At 29.4% G+C, this 14968-nt stretch carries 20 protein-coding genes; 18 read left to right on the top strand and 2 right to left on the bottom strand.

Annotation, left to right across the window (positions count from 1 at the left end):
* The 9 genes from NWE74_RS03390 to NWE74_RS03350 all read left to right on the top strand — a co-directional run bounded on the left by NWE74_RS03390 (window position 1) and on the right by NWE74_RS03350 (window position 5410).
* Window positions 1–1080: a siphovirus ReqiPepy6 Gp37-like family protein gene (locus NWE74_RS03390; protein WP_258241829.1), complete on the top strand. Its 1080-nt coding sequence runs from the start codon at window positions 1–3 to the stop codon at window positions 1078–1080.
* Entirely contained in the window at window positions 1081–2088 is a 1008-nt protein-coding gene (locus NWE74_RS03385; RefSeq protein WP_258241828.1) for a pyocin knob domain-containing protein, read from the top strand.
* Between the two features lie 67 nt (window positions 2089–2155).
* Window positions 2156–2725, top strand: coding sequence for a hypothetical protein (locus tag NWE74_RS03380; RefSeq protein WP_258241827.1), 570 nt, complete (start codon window positions 2156–2158; stop codon window positions 2723–2725).
* 12 nt (window positions 2726–2737) lie between these two features.
* Window positions 2738–3040: a hypothetical protein gene (locus tag NWE74_RS03375; protein ID WP_258241826.1), complete on the top strand. Its 303-nt coding sequence runs from the start codon at window positions 2738–2740 to the stop codon at window positions 3038–3040.
* 1 nt (window position 3041) lies between these two features.
* Window positions 3042–3179, top strand: coding sequence for an XkdX family protein (locus NWE74_RS03370; protein ID WP_258241825.1), 138 nt, complete (start codon window positions 3042–3044; stop codon window positions 3177–3179).
* A 33-nt stretch (window positions 3180–3212) separates the two neighbouring features.
* Entirely contained in the window at window positions 3213–3497 is a 285-nt protein-coding gene (locus NWE74_RS03365) for a hypothetical protein (protein ID WP_258241824.1), read from the top strand.
* A 2-nt stretch (window positions 3498–3499) separates the two neighbouring features.
* On the top strand, window positions 3500–4321 hold the full coding sequence (locus tag NWE74_RS03360) for an N-acetylmuramoyl-L-alanine amidase family protein (protein ID WP_258241823.1): 822 nt from the start codon (window positions 3500–3502) through the stop codon (window positions 4319–4321).
* Between the two features lie 91 nt (window positions 4322–4412).
* Window positions 4413–4892, top strand: a complete 480-nt coding sequence (locus NWE74_RS03355; protein ID WP_258241822.1) for an ABC transporter substrate-binding protein — start codon at window positions 4413–4415, stop codon at window positions 4890–4892.
* A 383-nt stretch (window positions 4893–5275) separates the two neighbouring features.
* Window positions 5276–5410, top strand: coding sequence for a hypothetical protein (locus tag NWE74_RS03350; RefSeq protein ID WP_258241821.1), 135 nt, complete (start codon window positions 5276–5278; stop codon window positions 5408–5410).
* A 173-nt stretch (window positions 5411–5583) separates the two neighbouring features.
* Here the strand turns inward: NWE74_RS03350 and NWE74_RS03345 are convergent, their stop codons facing one another.
* Window positions 5584–6525 carry an S-layer homology domain-containing protein gene (locus NWE74_RS03345; RefSeq protein WP_258241820.1) on the bottom strand — a complete coding sequence of 314 codons (942 nt, stop codon included), beginning with the start codon at window positions 6523–6525 and terminating at the stop codon, window positions 5584–5586.
* Between the two features lie 221 nt (window positions 6526–6746).
* On the opposite strand from NWE74_RS03345, the gene NWE74_RS03340 reads away from it, so the two are divergent.
* The gene (locus NWE74_RS03340) at window positions 6747–6992 is read left to right on the top strand and encodes a hypothetical protein (protein ID WP_258241819.1); all 246 of its coding nucleotides are present in this window, start codon (window positions 6747–6749) and stop codon (window positions 6990–6992) included.
* Window positions 6993–7196: 204 nt separating this feature from the next.
* Here the strand turns inward: NWE74_RS03340 and NWE74_RS03335 are convergent, their stop codons facing one another.
* Complete coding sequence (locus NWE74_RS03335; protein ID WP_258241818.1) at window positions 7197–7604, bottom strand: DUF5412 domain-containing protein; 408 nt, start codon at window positions 7602–7604, stop codon at window positions 7197–7199.
* A 566-nt stretch (window positions 7605–8170) separates the two neighbouring features.
* On the opposite strand from NWE74_RS03335, the gene NWE74_RS03330 reads away from it, so the two are divergent.
* The 8 genes from NWE74_RS03330 to NWE74_RS03295 all read left to right on the top strand — a co-directional run bounded on the left by NWE74_RS03330 (window position 8171) and on the right by NWE74_RS03295 (window position 14927).
* Window positions 8171–8977 carry an enoyl-CoA hydratase-related protein gene (locus NWE74_RS03330; protein WP_334304160.1) on the top strand — a complete coding sequence of 269 codons (807 nt, stop codon included), beginning with the start codon at window positions 8171–8173 and terminating at the stop codon, window positions 8975–8977.
* A gap of 59 nt (window positions 8978–9036) precedes the next feature.
* Entirely contained in the window at window positions 9037–9879 is an 843-nt protein-coding gene (locus NWE74_RS03325) for a 3-hydroxybutyryl-CoA dehydrogenase (protein ID WP_258241817.1), read from the top strand.
* Between the two features lie 25 nt (window positions 9880–9904).
* Entirely contained in the window at window positions 9905–11029 is a 1125-nt protein-coding gene (locus NWE74_RS03320) for an acyl-CoA dehydrogenase (RefSeq protein WP_258241816.1), read from the top strand.
* A 108-nt stretch (window positions 11030–11137) separates the two neighbouring features.
* Complete coding sequence (locus NWE74_RS03315) at window positions 11138–11926, top strand: electron transfer flavoprotein subunit beta/FixA family protein (protein ID WP_092724939.1); 789 nt, start codon at window positions 11138–11140, stop codon at window positions 11924–11926.
* 92 nt (window positions 11927–12018) lie between these two features.
* Window positions 12019–12996 (top strand): electron transfer flavoprotein subunit alpha/FixB family protein, encoded by a 978-nt coding sequence (locus NWE74_RS03310; RefSeq protein WP_258241815.1) that lies wholly within the window; start codon window positions 12019–12021, stop codon window positions 12994–12996.
* Between the two features lie 134 nt (window positions 12997–13130).
* A complete protein-coding gene (locus NWE74_RS03305; RefSeq protein WP_092724941.1) occupies window positions 13131–13511 on the top strand; it encodes a hotdog domain-containing protein in 381 nt (126 codons plus the stop codon).
* 111 nt (window positions 13512–13622) lie between these two features.
* Window positions 13623–14276: a 3-oxoacid CoA-transferase subunit A gene (locus NWE74_RS03300; RefSeq protein WP_258241814.1), complete on the top strand. Its 654-nt coding sequence runs from the start codon at window positions 13623–13625 to the stop codon at window positions 14274–14276.
* On the top strand, window positions 14277–14927 hold the full coding sequence (locus NWE74_RS03295) for a 3-oxoacid CoA-transferase subunit B (RefSeq protein WP_258241813.1): 651 nt from the start codon (window positions 14277–14279) through the stop codon (window positions 14925–14927).
* Window positions 14928–14968: the final 41 nt, after the last annotated feature.

Raw genomic sequence — 14968 nt, 5'->3', positions numbered from 1 at the left:
ATGAAATCAATAAGGATATTAGATAAAGATATTAATTTATTAGGCGAAATAGATAATTATGAAGAATTTAAATTAAATAGAAGATTTTTCGGTTTATCAGAATTTGAGCTAAAAATAAAAGTAAGTAATTTACATACAGATAAACTTATAACAAACAACTTAATAGTATTAGATAAAGATTATAAAAATGTAGGGATTATTTTACATAAAGAATTTAATGGTGTAGAAAATAAATCTGATGTATTACTAGTTAAAGGAGTAACTCTTAAAGGATTGATAAATAGGAAATTAATAATTCCAGATATAAATCAATCTTATGAAATGTGCAAAGGTAAACAAGAAACTATTATAAAGCATTTCGTAAATAAAAATTGTGTTAAGACAGTTGATCCATTTAGAAAAACTGGTAGATTAGTTATAGCAGAAGATAAATTTAGAGGCAATGATGATAGCTGGAGAAGCTCATACGATAATTTATCAGAAAAAATCAAAGAAATATGCGAATATTGTGGTCTTGGTTGGGATGTAACTTTAAATCCGAAAGAAAAGCAATTTATATTTGATGTAATTGAAAGTAAAGATTTAACTATAAATCAAAATGTTAATCCTCCTGTTATATTCCGTTCTGATTTTAATAATATAGTATCTAGGAATTATATAGAAAGTATTATTAATGCTAAAAATGTTGTATATTCAGGAACTAAAGATGATGCTAGTAAAATTGTTTTATCTACTGGTGAGTCCTCTGGCTTTGAGAGAACTGAAGTATTTGCATCTATAAATTCTGATGACATAGAAGAAATTAAAAAAGAAGGACAAGTTAAATTAAAAGAATTTGAAGAATTAAAAAGTTTTGAGCTAGATATTAATGCAACAAATACATTTATTTATAAAAAAGATTATGATTTAGGCGATTTAGTAACTATACAAGATAGAAGTTTAAGAGTCACTATGAATTCTAAAATTGTAGAAACTGAAGAGGTTTACAATAAAAATGGTATGAGTTTAAAAATAACATTTGGAAGTACTATTCCAACAATACTTACTAAAATTAAAGATTTAGAAAAGAAGGTGATTTAATTGGAGAAAAGTTTTGTTTTTAATAGTGTAAATGGGGACAGAAAATACAAAGCAGATGACTTTCGAGATTATTTTGCTAGTTTTATAGGCAATGGTGTATTTCCAAACCCTTCTACTCAATTACAAGTCATAACTAATAATGATATGACTGTAACAGTCACACCTGGAAAAAGTTTTATAAAAGGGGCAATATATGAAAATACAGATAATTTAATATTAAAGTTAGATAATGCTGATGGTGTTTTAAATAGAGTAGATAGAGTAGTTTTAAGATTTGATAATTTAGAAAGAAATATTACTTGTAAAATAAAGCAAGGTACTTTTGCTAGTTCTTCTGTAGCTACAATATTACAAAGAGATGCAGATGCACATGAATTATGTATAGCTGAAATAAAAATAGATGCAGGAACTGTAAGTGTTTTACAAAGTAAAATAACAGATACAAGACTTAATAAAGACTTGTGTGGTATCGTAAAAGGAACTATTGAAGAAATAGACACAACTACATTATATAATCAGTTACAAGCTTATATTAAAGAAAAGAATTTAGATATGAATAAATGGATTGAAGAATCTAAGCATTTCTTTGAAAGTGATTTCAATAAATGGTTTGAAGAAATAAAAAATATACTAGATGAAAATGTTGCAGGTAATCTGTTAAATAAGATAACTGCTTTAGAGACTATAGTAAATAACCTAACCGCAAATAGTATAAAAATGAGTGATGGATCTACAGTTGAATCCAGTATCTCAAAATCTCAAAGAGTTAAAGTTACAGCTGATGATGGAACATGTAACAATACAACAGACTGTAATAGTATTACTAAGACTGGATTTTACATGGGTTCTAATGTGGCTAATGCTCCAGATACAGGCTGGTATTATTTTATAACCAAAGTACACAACAATAAATATCAGCACCAGGAAGCAATAGCTTTTAACAATCCTACTGTCAGATACGTAAGAGAATTAAACAACAGTACTTGGTCACCTTGGAGGCGTCTTTGACTCGTATGAGGATAAAAGAGCGGTAGTTAGCACAATAGGAGCTCAGGTAATTAGTGCTGATGCTCCCATGACTGACTGGCTTGCTAACTTAAGAAACAGCCAAGGTTCATCCATATATGATGTGGTAGGGGGAACTTCTTATTTAGCTGAGGAAGTACTAAATGCCAAGATCAATATGGTTAATCAGCTGAGTAACAAGGGAGTAACAGTAGGTATGAATAATTCTATGTCTAACATAGTCAACAGTATAGCAAACATACCAATGGGTAAGAAAGTTGCTATGGGAGGACCCGTTGCGGCGGGAGACCCTATTTTGAAGTTTCGATCTCTTGATGACAGGAGCGAAGCTAGGTATGGAAGAAAAACAATAACATTTGACTTAAATCAATTAGGATTTACTCCCGGATATATTTATTTTTACACTACATCATTTTCCTATTCGGGGTATGTCACATTTGTAGATTTTACTCACAGATTGTATGCTGCGGATATGTTTATTAACACTCAAGTTTTTACAGATCAAGTTGGAGCTGGGGGGTCTCTGGGTAGAGTTATAAGAGAGGGAAATTTAATTAGAGTTGAAGGATGTATCACAGAGCATAATGAAACTTTTAATTGGATAGCCCATGAACTATAGGAGGTATTTGAAATGAAACAAATAGGAAATAGAATTATATGTGATCAAGACGGAGCTATTATGTATAGCTACGGAGAAATACAAGGAGCAGATATTCCAGATAGAAAAGAGATAACTGAAATACACTGTATAGACTTAGACTTTGGAGAGATTGATTATTCTAAAGTTAGGCTAGTTAGTATCGATATGAATACTAAAAAGCCCATTACAGAACCAATTGAACCTATTCTGACAGAGGAGCAGAAACGAATAAAGGAACTAGAACAAAACAATGCGGACTTAGTCTATAAGGTTATGATGGGGGAGGGAGTATAGTATGAACTGGTATGAAACAATAAAAGAGTTTCACGATAAGAAGCTATGGAATTTAACACAAGTCAAAAATGGAGTAGTTAAGAATAAAATTACTAGAGAAGAATATAAAAAAATAACTAATGAGGACTATGCAGAATAGTCTTTTTTTATACAAAAATTTAAGGAGGAATATATGGATTTTTCAACACTAATACAAAATGTAGGATTTCCAATAGCTTGTTGTATGGCTCTTGGATATTATTTAAATAGCAAAGACAAGGCTGATAGAGAAGAAAGAAAAGAAGATAAAATTTCAGATAGAGAAAGAGAAGATAGGTTATTACAAGCTAATACAGAGTTATTGGTTACTAATAAACAACTAGCTGAAAGTGTAGAAATTATAGCAAAAGATATGAAGGAAGATATAAATAGAACTGAATTAAAAGTTGATAAAATATTAGAAAAGGTAGGTAATTAATTATGAATTTATTATTAATAGATGCAGGACATGCTAAAAATACACCTGGTAAAAATAATGCTAAGGAAAACTTCTATGAATGGGAATTTAATAATTACATGCAATATAAAGTTAAGAAGAGAGCAGAGGATCATGGTATATATGTATTCTTATCTAATCCAAATCCAGAAAAAATTAGTGATATAGGATTAACTCAAAGAGCTAATAGCATGAGTAACCATTATGTTTCTAAAGGTAAGCCAAAATCATTAATGATATCTATACATGCAAATGCTTACAATAATACTTCTGCTAGAGGGACAGAGACTTATGTTGCATCAAATGCTAGTCAAAGTTCAAAGATTGCAGCTAAATATATACAAGGTGAAATATTTAAATGTATAAAAAACTTAGATAGTAATGCTAAGGATAGAGGAGTTAAGAAAGAAGATTTTACAGTTATATATAAAACTATAGCTCCTTGTTGTTTAATTGAATATGCCTTTTATTCTAATATTAGTGATTTGAAAATTCTAAAAAATAATAGGGATGAATTAGTAGAAGCGACTATAAAAGGAATATGCAAATATTTTGAAATAGAGTACAAACCAATTAATAATACTAATAACTACGGCATTAAAGTATATGATTTCAAGACTAAGGAAAATGCATTGTTGTTTAGTAAAAAAATGACTACAATAGAAAATGCTTATAATGAAGTACATAAAAATAATGATAAATGGTGTGTAAAAATAGAAAGTTTTTCTACTAAAGAAAGTGTTTTAAACTTTAGTAATAAATTAAAACAAAAATATAATGCTTGGAATGAAATATATAATATATAATAGTATATTTAATTAAAAGAGTAGTCTTTTTACAGACTACTCTTGTGAATTATTTTATTGTGATTAACTAACTGATTAACAATTTGGAGTAATGACAGGAGCGTTTGTTGGTGGAGAAGCTGATTTTACAACAGCATTTGAACCAACTGGAACACAATTAGAAAAGGATGGTACAGGACACATAGTAGCATCAATCGGTCAAGATTCTGGAGAAATACCATATACTGCTTATTCTACAACTGAGTCTTTTATGAATGAAAATAAAGACTTAATACAAAGATTTACAAATGCAGTATATAAAGGTCAATTATGGGTACAAAGTGCATCTGATGAAGAAGTAGCAAAAGCTATGCAACCATTTTTTAATGATATGAGTTTAGATGATTTAGTATCTGTTGTAAAAAGATATAAAGAAGTAGATGCATGGAGCAAAGACCCTGTTCTTAAAGAAGAGAGTTTGAATAAGTTAATGGAAGTAATGAAGGAAGCTAAAGAGTTAGATAAAGAAGCTCCTTATAAAGATATAGTAAATACAAATTTTGCAAATAATGCAATGAAAAACGTTAAATAAATTAAAAGAGGCGATGCAAGATAATTATTTCTTGCATCGCCTTTTTACATAATAAACTAACATTCAGTAAATTTTTAATTAAGAAAAATCATTTTAAATTTAAGTATTTATATCTCATAGGATAAAAAGTTATAGATGATAATATACCACTTATAAAAGTGAATAATACACTATAAATAAAGCTAATATTTATTATAAAACCTGCTACGATAAGTATTAATCCAAGAATCAATGAAAGTGCAATATCTAAATGTAAATCTATTTCTAAATTTACAGAAGAAGACGCAATAAACCAAGCTATAAAAAGATTTGGTGCTATAGGATATGGAGAAGTTGAAGCTGGACATGAGTTAACAACTACAAATTATAAAGTAATAGGAGACATGAAAAAAGAAAATGAAGTAAGTCAAACAGTAAAAGAAAATCCACAATATGAGGAAAGTGGAGAATATAAATGTGATTTCTCGGAAAGTAGGAAGTTTAGAGTAAACTCTTATGAAGATGGAAGGTGTTATTAGAATAAAAATTTGGATTAAATAATCCGATAACTAGAGCTGAAGTAGTTTTAACTTTAAGTAGGGGACGTAAATGAGATGTTATCTAATAAGTACCACAAGTGAGTAATATTGAAGGAGTTTTCGGTTTAAACCGTAAAAAAGGTAGTTACATCTCAACGTAACTACCTTTTTGATTATTTGATTTCAAATAATGTTTCATTTAAAGTTTTAAATTTGCTAGGATCGAATATTTTTATATAACCATGTATATCAATAAAATTATTAAATGATTTTACAGCAGCATAATTAAACTCAATATCTCCTGTAACTGTTTTACCTGGAGCAACTTTTAAACTACAATTAGAATATGTATTTTTTCCATTTACATATGTATCATTTGTACTTAATGTGATAGCTTTGTTTGTTTTATTAGTGATTTTTACAGACAAAGTATAGTAACCATACTCAGATTTACCTTTTCTTAATATATCTACTTTTGCTATATCATTATCAAGTATAGTTTTATTTACAAAAGGCGATGTATTACTTATTCTAGATAAAGTAGATACCGCTTCAGCTCTTGTAATTTTACCTTGAGGCTTAAATGTTCCATCTGAATATCCTTTCATAAAATCTTCTGATAACATACCTATAACTGCGTTTTGAGACCAATTTGATACACTATACTTATCTTTTAATAAGCCATATTTAGAAGACCATATCATGGACAAGTCTTTATAATTTGAAATCATTACAGCAGCTTGTTCTCTAGTTATTGGATCATTAGGTTTAAATTCTATGCTAGTTACACCATTACAAACACCATTAGTAACGGCAATATCTATTGCATCTTTAGCCCAATGATTTCTAGTATCAATAAATGATTTTCCACCTTTTGTAGTTAGCCCAAAATAATTATTAAATATAGTTACAAATTCAGCTCTAGTTATAGAGTTGTTAGGTTTAAATGTACCATCAGCATAACCATCTGTATACCCAGCGTTCATGAATTCTTTTATTGTAGACTCTGCCCAATGTCCAGTTATATCATTAGCGTTAGCATTTGCAACTATTGATGTAGATATTAATGTTATAACTAATGAACCTACTATACCTAGTTTTTTTAAATTTTTCATTTTTTATTCCTCCTAATAAAGTATTGTCTCATTAGCATTATACATAAGTTTATTGTAAAAATTTGTAAAAAAATAGGAAAAAAATTAAAATATTATTATGTTATAAACAAACTGATTACTAATTTGGAGTAATGATAGGAGCGTTTGTTGGTGTAGAAGCTGATTTTACAACAGCATTTGAACCAACTGGAACATAATTAGAAAAGGATGGTACAGGTCATATGGTAGCATCAATCGGTCAAGATGCTGGAGAAATACCATATACTGCTTATTCAAAAACTAAATCTTTTATGAATAAAAATAAAGACTTAATACAAAGATTTACAAATGCAGTATATAAAGGTCAATTATGGGTACAAAGTGCATCTGATGAAGAAGTGGCAAAAGCTATGCAACTATTTTTTAATGATATGAGTTTAGATGATTTAGTATCTGTTGTAAAAAGATATAAAGAAGTAGATGCATAGAGCAAAGACCCTGTTCTTAATAAGTTAATGGAAGTAATGAAGGAAGCTAAAGAGTTATACAAAGAAGCTCCTTATAAAGATATAGTAAACACAGATTTTGAAAATAATGCAATGAAAAACGTTAAATAAATTAAAAAAGGCTATGCAAGATAATTATTTCTTGCATAGCCTTTTTACATAATAAACTAACATTTAGATATATAACTAAAAATTACTTTCTGTCTCTTTATATATAATATTTATGTCGTCGATATTTTCAATTTTATCAAGTATTCTATTATATGGAGTATTATAATAGTTTATAACTAACTCAGTATCACTAATCCATTTAATATCTACAGAACTTACTTTATCTTGAAAAAAAATAACATCTGAATCATAGATTCGTTTTTTACTATTCTTCACAACTGCAACTCTTATGTTATTAGATACAGTTGCACTACCTCCATCTAAGAATACAACAGATTTATACTCACCATTTGGAGAATATATTTCTTCAATTATATTTATACTTTTTCTACTCAAAACTTCATGCGATTTCACATTTAAGTATATAAAAGTGCTAAATATCAATGCTACTATAATTAAACTTTTAATATGTTTCTTTTTCATTATCAACCTCCTTAAAAAGTATCAATTTATCTAATTAGAAATTTTCCTCATTTTAGCATTAATTAAATTAATTAACAAATTTTTAACTCTATGTGTTATATTACATACGTATAATTAAAGTCTTATGTGTCATTTTAGAGTTATAGTGTTTAAGATGCTGAATTTACTAAGGTTATAACTATGTATTTAAAAAATTAAAATAAATATATATATAAATATACCGAATAAAGATTATTCAAATAATGAAATTTAAAATATTTAAAAATGCAAATTTCTTAAAATAGAATTAAATAATTCAAAAAAAGACTATGTTAAAGACTTATCTTTGACATAGTCTTTTTATGTTCAATTAAAAGCCAAACAGGCTTAAAACTAAGCTTAGTACAGTAAAAATCTGATTTTAAAATGTATAAATTAATTATTAATATAGAAGTTTAAAATTTAAACTTTGAATAGTTTTCAAAAATAAATGTCAAATAAGCAACGAAAAAAATTGATTATATATTTTATTATCATATATAAAAAAAATTTTCATATAATTTACTATTAAATAAGATTTGAGGGAGATGGTTATATTGTTTAATAATTTAATTTGTGAAAAGCATGACAATATATATGTAATAAAAATAAATAGAGAAAAGTATCTAAATTCTCTAAGTGAAGAAGTCTTAAAAGAATTAGAAATGGCAGTAGATATTTTAAATGATGATGAAGAGGTATATGTTGGTGTAATAATTGGACAAGGTAAGGCGTTTGTAGCAGGTGCAGATATAGATGCTATGAAGGATATGAATTTTGAACAAGCTAGAAGATTTTCTAAATTAGGAACAGAGCTTTTTAGAAAGATAGAAAACTGTGATAAGCCAATAATCGCAGGAATAAATGGTTTTTGCTTAGGTGGAGGATTAGAACTTGCTATGAGTTGTGATTTAAGAATAGCATCAACTAAAGCTAAGTTTGGCCAAGTAGAAACAAACCTTGGAATACTTCCAGGATTTGGAGGGACTCAAAGACTACCTAGAATAGTAGGAATAGGCAAAGCAAAAGAACTTATATACACAGCAGATATTATAAAAGCAGATGAAGCATTAAATATAAAATTAGTAAATAAGGTTGTTGAGCCTGAAAATTTATTACAAGAATGTATTGATTTAGGTAAAAAAATATCATCAAAAGGACAATTGGCTATAAGATATGCAAAATGCGCAGTAAATAAAGGTTATGAAATAGACCTTGATAATGCTATTAACTTAGAAAGTTACTTATTTGGATTATGCTTTGCAAGTTATGATCAAAAAGAAGGTATGAGCGCATTTTTAGAAAAAAGAGATGCTAAATTTGATATACAAAAAGATATATCTAATAATAAATAAAAAAAATTATTATAAAGACTATTGATTGTAAACAACCAATAAATAAGGGGGTAAATTATATGAAAATAATGGTAATAGGAAGCGGAACTATGGGAAGTGGAATAGCTGAGGTTTTAATAGCTAATAACCACCAGGTAGTACTTAGAGATATAGATCAAGATAATATAGAAAAAGGTGTATTAAGAATTACAAAAAACTTAGAAAAACAAGTTGCAAAGGGAAGATTAGAAGAAGATAAAAAAAGTGATATGTTAAAAAGACTTGTAGGAACAACTGATATTAAGGAAGCTATGGATTGCGATTTAGTAATCGAAGCTATAGTTGAAAATATGGAAGTTAAAAAGAAATTATTTAAAGAATTAGATTATATATGTAAAAAACAAACAATCCTTGCAACAAATACATCATCATTATCAATAACAGAAATTGCCTTATCTACTAATAGACCAGATAAAGTAATAGGAATGCATTTCTTCAATCCAGCACCAATTATGAAATTAATAGAAATAATTGACGGTATGCTAACATCTCAAGAAACTCATGATACTATCTTTGAATTATCAACAAACTTACAAAAAAATCCTGTAAGTGTTAAAGAAGCGCCAGGATTTATAGTTAATAGAATATTAATACCTATGATAAATGAAGCTGTTGGTATTTTAGCTGAAGGTGTAGCAAGTGCTAAGGATATAGATGATGCTATGAAGTTAGGTGCGAATCATCCAATAGGACCATTAGCGTTAGGTGATCTTATAGGATTAGATGTATGTTTAAATATAATGGATGTATTATACAGTGAATTTGCAGATTCAAAATATAGAGCTCACCCATTACTTAGAAAAATGGTAAGAGGGGGATTATTAGGAAGAAAAACTAAAAAAGGTTTCTATGATTATCAATAATTAAAAAGTATGGGGGTTAATTATTATGGATAAATATGAATTATTAAAACAAATGTATAGAGAGTTTACGATAAGTGAAGTAGCTCCTATTGCACATGAAATAGATGAACAAGAAAAATTTCCATTTGAAACAGTAGATAAAATGGCTGAGTGCGGTATGCTAGGTATACCTTTCCCTAAAAAATATGGTGGGGAAGGCGGAGATTATTTTGGATACACTTTAGCAGTTGAAGAGTTATCTAAAGCTTGTGGTACTACTGGGGTAATATTATCAGCTCATACTTCGTTAGGTGCTTCTCCTATATATGAATTTGGAACAGAAGAACAAAAACAAAAATTCTTAGTACCACTTGCTAAGGGTGAAAAGTTAGGTGCTTTTGGACTTACAGAACCTAATGCAGGTACTGATGCTTCAGCGCAACAAACTACAGCAGTAGAAGATGGAGATTACTACATATTAAATGGAAGTAAGATCTTTATAACTAATGCAGGTGTTGCAGATATATATATAGTTATGGCAATGACAGATAAATCAAAAGGAACACGTGGTATAACAGCATTTATAGTTGAAAAAGATACTCCTGGATTTAGCATAGGTAAAAAAGAGAAGAAATTAGGAATAAGAGGTTCTTCAACATGTGAACTTGTATTTGAAAATTGCAAAATTCCTAAGGAAAACTTATTAGGTAAAGTAGGTCAAGGATTTAAAATAGCAATGAAAACACTAGATGGAGGACGTATAGGAATAGCTGCTCAAGCTTTAGGAATAGCTCAAGGAGCGTTAGATAAAACAGTTGAGTATGTAAAAGAAAGAAAACAGTTTGGAAGAAGTATATCAGCTTTCCAAAATACTCAATTTGAACTTGCAAATATGAAAACTAAGATAGAAGCTGCAAGACTTTTAGTATATAAAGCAGCTAATAAAAAAGATGAAGGTAAGCCTTTTAGCGTAGAAGCAGCAATGGCTAAATTATATGCAGCAGAAGTTGCTATGGAAGTTACTACAAAAGCAGTTCAACTTCATGGTGGATATGGATACACTCGTGAATATGATGTAGAGAGAATGATGAGAGATGCTAAAATAACTGAAATCTATGAAGGAACAAGCGAAGTGCAAAGAATGGTTATAAGTGCAGATTTATTAAGATAGAAATTTGCTTTACTTAAGTTATTGTATGGATGATCGATGAATTTATGAGTTGCTTAAAGTATAGCAAAAGATTGGTATAAGTTTGATAAAAGAGGAAGGGGATTAACTATGAATATTTTAGTTTGTATTAAACAAGTTCCGGATACAACAGAAGTTAAATTAGATCCAAAAACAGGTACATTAATAAGAGATGGAGTTCCAAGTATTATAAATCCAGATGATAAAGCAGGGCTAGAAGAAGCTTTAAATATAAAAGATAGAACCGATGCAAATGTTACAGTGTTGACAATGGGACCGCCTCAAGCTAAAAATGCTTTAAGAGAAGCATTAGCTATGGGAGCTGATAAAGCAATATTACTTACAGATAGAGCTTTTGCAGGTGCAGATACATTAGCAACATCAAGTACTTTAGCTGGAGCTATTAAAAAATTAGATTATGATTTAATAATAGCTGGAAGACAGGCAATAGATGGAGATACAGCTCAAGTTGGACCTCAAATTGCAAAACATCTTGATATACCTTCAATAACTTATGTAGAAAAATTAGAAATACAAGATGATTCAGTTGTTGTAAATAGAGCCTTTGAAGATGGATATCAAGTTATAAAAGCTAAAATGCCACTTCTTATAACTACTTTAAAAGAAATGAACATTCCAAGACACATGAGAGTATCTGGAATTTATGAATGTTTTGACGAAAGTAAAATAGAAACATGGAATTTAAATGATATAGACGTAAATTTAGAAGAGATCGGATTAAAAGGTTCTCCTACTAAAGTAAAAAAATCATTTACTAAAGCTGTTAAACCTGCTGGAAAACTTTATGAAGTAGATGAAAAACAAGGGGCATCTATAATAATGGATTCTCTTTATGAAAAATTCATAATAACTAAGTAGTTAATAGTAAAATTGAAAATATTTAAACCTTAAAATAAAAGATAAATTAAAGGAAAAAACGGAGATATAGAAGTTGTATAGGAGGGGTAACGATGAGTGTAATGGTTTTTATAGAACAAAGAGACAGCGAAATTCAAAAGGTTTCTTTGGAATTATTAGGAAAAGGGAGAGAGTTATCTAGAAAATTATCTGATAAGTTAACGGCTGTTTTGTTAGGAAATAATGTGAAGAATTTGTGCGACGAAATAGTAGCTTATGGTGCGGATGAAGTTATTTGTGTAGATGATAAAAACTTAGAAATGTATACAACTAACAACTATGCTAAAGCTCTTTGTGAAGTAATAGAAAATAAAAAACCGGAAATAGTTTTAATAGGTGCAACAACAATAGGTAGAGACTTAGCTCCAAGAGTTAGTGCTACTTTAAAAACAGGGCTTACAGCAGACTGTACATCACTTGAAATAGATGATGAAACTAAGGGTCTTCTTATGACTAGACCTGCATTTGGTGGAAATATAATGGCAACAATTGTATGCCCAGATCACAGACCACAAATGAGTACAGTAAGACCAGGGGTAATGCAAAAACTACCAAAAGACAACTCAAAAACAGGAATAATAGAACATTTCAATGTTAAGTTTGAAGATGATAAGAGTGTTGAAGTATTAAAATATGTAAAAGAAAATGTAAAGAAAGTTAATATAGAAGATGCAAACATACTAATATCAGCAGGTCGTGGTATAGGTTCTAAAGAAAACATGAATAAGTTGTATGAACTTGCAGATTTATTAGGTGCAGAGGTAAGTGCTTCTCGTGCTGTTGTTGATAGTGGATGGGTAGATAAAGCTCGTCAAGTAGGTCAAACAGGAAAAACAGTAAGACCAGACCTTTATATAGCTTGTGGTATATCAGGGGCAATACAACATTTAGCAGGCATGGAAGAATCAGAGTTTATAATTGCTATAAATAAAAACAATGAAGCTCCAATATTTGAAGTAGCTGATGTTGGAATAGTTGGAGATGTAAATAAAGTAGTTAGAAATTTAATAGATGAATTTAAAAACAAATAAAGATAAATTTTGCTTAAGCAATGCATTCATATTTAAGTTTAGCATTGCTTAAGTAAACTAAAGAAACATAAAACAAGTTAAATAGATATTCAAAAGTCAAATAAACTAAAAATTAAGTTTAGGGGGATTTTATTATGAAAGCGATGATAAGAGTTAGAATGGGAAGTAATGATGCTCACTATGGTGGGAATTTAGTTGATGGAGCAAAGATGCTTCAATTGTTTGGAGATGTAGCAACAGAGCTTTTAATAAAACATGATGGAGATGAAGGATTATTTAAGGCTTATGATAATATAGAATTTTTAGCTCCAGTATATGCAGGTGATTATATAGAGGCTGTTGGTGAGATAGTAGGGTTTGGAAACACTTCTAGAAAAATGGTATTTGAAGCTAGAAAAGTAATAATACCTCTTCCTGATATAAATGATTCAGCGGCTGAATTTTTAGCTGAACCTATAGTTGTTTGCAAAGCCAGTGGAACTTGTGTAGTACCTAAAGACAAACAAAGAAGATAATATATGCCCTACACAGGATATAAATAGATTTAGAGAATGTATAAATGCAATAAAGGAAGTTGCTATGAAGTATTTAAAAACAAAGTTAAATTTAGATGTGGGGGAAAATGAATGAGTAAAGTTGTATCAGTTGAAAAAATAAAGGAACTTTTCAAAGATAACATGACCATTATGATAGGTGGATTTTTAGCTTGTGGAACATCAGAAACCTTAATTGATGCTCTTGTAGAAAGCGGGGCTAAAAATTTAACCATAATAGGGAATGACACTTCATTTGTAGATAAAGGTATAGGAAAATTAATAGTTAATAATCAAGTCAAAAAGGTTATAGCATCTCATATAGGAACAAACCCAGAAACAGGAAGACTTATGAGTGAAGGTAAGCTAGATGTAGAATTATCTCCACAAGGAACATTAATAGAAAGAGTTAGAGCTGGGGGATTTGGATTAGGAGGCATACTTACTGAAACAGGAGTAGGAACTTTAGTAGAAAAAGGAAAAGAAAAAATAATAGTTAATGGTGTTGAATATTTATTAGAACTACCAATTAGAGCAGATATAGCGCTTGTTAAAGGAAGTGTTGTAGATGCATTTGGAAATACAAGATATAAAGGAACTACTAAAAACTTCAACCCTATGATAGCTATGGCTAGTGATTTAGTAATAGTAGAAGCAGAGACATTAGTAGAAGCAGGAAGTTTAAATAAAGACATGATAATGACTCCTGGTGTATTAGTAGATTACATAGTGATGGAGGAGAAATAAATGAAACCAAAAGAAATTATAGCAAGAAGAGTTGCAAGGGAGCTTAAAGATAATCAGTTGGTAAATCTGGGTATAGGTTTACCAACAATGACTTCTAATTATATAGATTCAGATATAAAAGTAACTTTTCAATCTGAAAATGGTATGGTTGGAATGGGGAAAGTTGCAAATGAAGAAGAAATAGATTTGAATGTCACTAATGCTGGTGGTCAATTTGTAACTATAAATGAAGATGGAGCTTTCTTTGATAGTTCAATGTCATTTGGCCTTATAAGGGGAGGTCATGTGGATGTTACAGTTCTTGGAGCATTAGAAGTGGACCAGTATGGTAACTTAGCAAACTGGATAGTTCCTGGAAAAATGGTACCAGGAATGGGTGGTGCTATGGATTTAGTTGTTGGAGCTAAAAAAGTCATAGTAGCTATGCTTCATACAGTAAAAGGAAAATCAAAGATACTAAAAAATTGTACACTTCCACTAACTGCAAAGGGAGTTGTGGACATGATAGTAACTGAACTTGCAGTAATGGAAGTAACAAAAGAAGGATTGGTAGTAAGAGAAATAAGTAAAGATATAACTGTTGATGAGTTAAAGTCAATGACAGAGGCTGAACTTATAATACCGAATAATTTAGCTTATATGGCAGTATAAAGCCAAAAGGTTTAGTGCATTTTTTTTAAAGCTTTCAAATA

Origin of the sequence: Romboutsia lituseburensis (assembly GCF_024723825.1) — a bacterium.
Lineage (GTDB): Bacteria > Bacillota > Clostridia > Peptostreptococcales > Peptostreptococcaceae > Romboutsia_F > Romboutsia_F lituseburensis_A.
Note: the sequence above shows the minus strand (reverse complement) of the source record. Positions and strands in the feature narration are given on the sequence as shown.

Bases quoted from the DNA above. Each gene is read 5' to 3' on its own strand.
- NWE74_RS03390 (WP_258241829.1), top strand. From the start codon at position 1: ATGAAATCAATAAGGATATTAGATAAAGATATTAATTTATTAGGCGAA.
- NWE74_RS03380 (WP_258241827.1), top strand. From the start codon at position 2,156: ATGACTGACTGGCTTGCTAACTTAAGAAACAGCCAAGGTTCATCCATA.
- NWE74_RS03375 (WP_258241826.1), top strand. From the start codon at position 2,738: ATGAAACAAATAGGAAATAGAATTATATGTGATCAAGACGGAGCTATT.
- NWE74_RS03370 (WP_258241825.1), top strand. From the start codon at position 3,042: ATGAACTGGTATGAAACAATAAAAGAGTTTCACGATAAGAAGCTATGG.
- NWE74_RS03365 (WP_258241824.1), top strand. From the start codon at position 3,213: ATGGATTTTTCAACACTAATACAAAATGTAGGATTTCCAATAGCTTGT.
- NWE74_RS03360 (WP_258241823.1), top strand. From the start codon at position 3,500: ATGAATTTATTATTAATAGATGCAGGACATGCTAAAAATACACCTGGT.
- NWE74_RS03355 (WP_258241822.1), top strand. From the start codon at position 4,413: ATGACAGGAGCGTTTGTTGGTGGAGAAGCTGATTTTACAACAGCATTT.
- NWE74_RS03350 (WP_258241821.1), top strand. From the start codon at position 5,276: ATGAAAAAAGAAAATGAAGTAAGTCAAACAGTAAAAGAAAATCCACAA.
- NWE74_RS03345 (WP_258241820.1), bottom strand. From the start codon at position 6,525: ATGAAAAATTTAAAAAAACTAGGTATAGTAGGTTCATTAGTTATAACA.
- NWE74_RS03340 (WP_258241819.1), top strand. From the start codon at position 6,747: ATGGTAGCATCAATCGGTCAAGATGCTGGAGAAATACCATATACTGCT.
- NWE74_RS03335 (WP_258241818.1), bottom strand. From the start codon at position 7,604: ATGAAAAAGAAACATATTAAAAGTTTAATTATAGTAGCATTGATATTT.
- NWE74_RS03330 (WP_334304160.1), top strand. From the start codon at position 8,171: ATGGTTATATTGTTTAATAATTTAATTTGTGAAAAGCATGACAATATA.
- NWE74_RS03325 (WP_258241817.1), top strand. From the start codon at position 9,037: ATGAAAATAATGGTAATAGGAAGCGGAACTATGGGAAGTGGAATAGCT.
- NWE74_RS03320 (WP_258241816.1), top strand. From the start codon at position 9,905: ATGGATAAATATGAATTATTAAAACAAATGTATAGAGAGTTTACGATA.
- NWE74_RS03315 (WP_092724939.1), top strand. From the start codon at position 11,138: ATGAATATTTTAGTTTGTATTAAACAAGTTCCGGATACAACAGAAGTT.
- NWE74_RS03310 (WP_258241815.1), top strand. From the start codon at position 12,019: ATGAGTGTAATGGTTTTTATAGAACAAAGAGACAGCGAAATTCAAAAG.
- NWE74_RS03305 (WP_092724941.1), top strand. From the start codon at position 13,131: ATGAAAGCGATGATAAGAGTTAGAATGGGAAGTAATGATGCTCACTAT.
- NWE74_RS03300 (WP_258241814.1), top strand. From the start codon at position 13,623: ATGAGTAAAGTTGTATCAGTTGAAAAAATAAAGGAACTTTTCAAAGAT.
- NWE74_RS03295 (WP_258241813.1), top strand. From the start codon at position 14,277: ATGAAACCAAAAGAAATTATAGCAAGAAGAGTTGCAAGGGAGCTTAAA.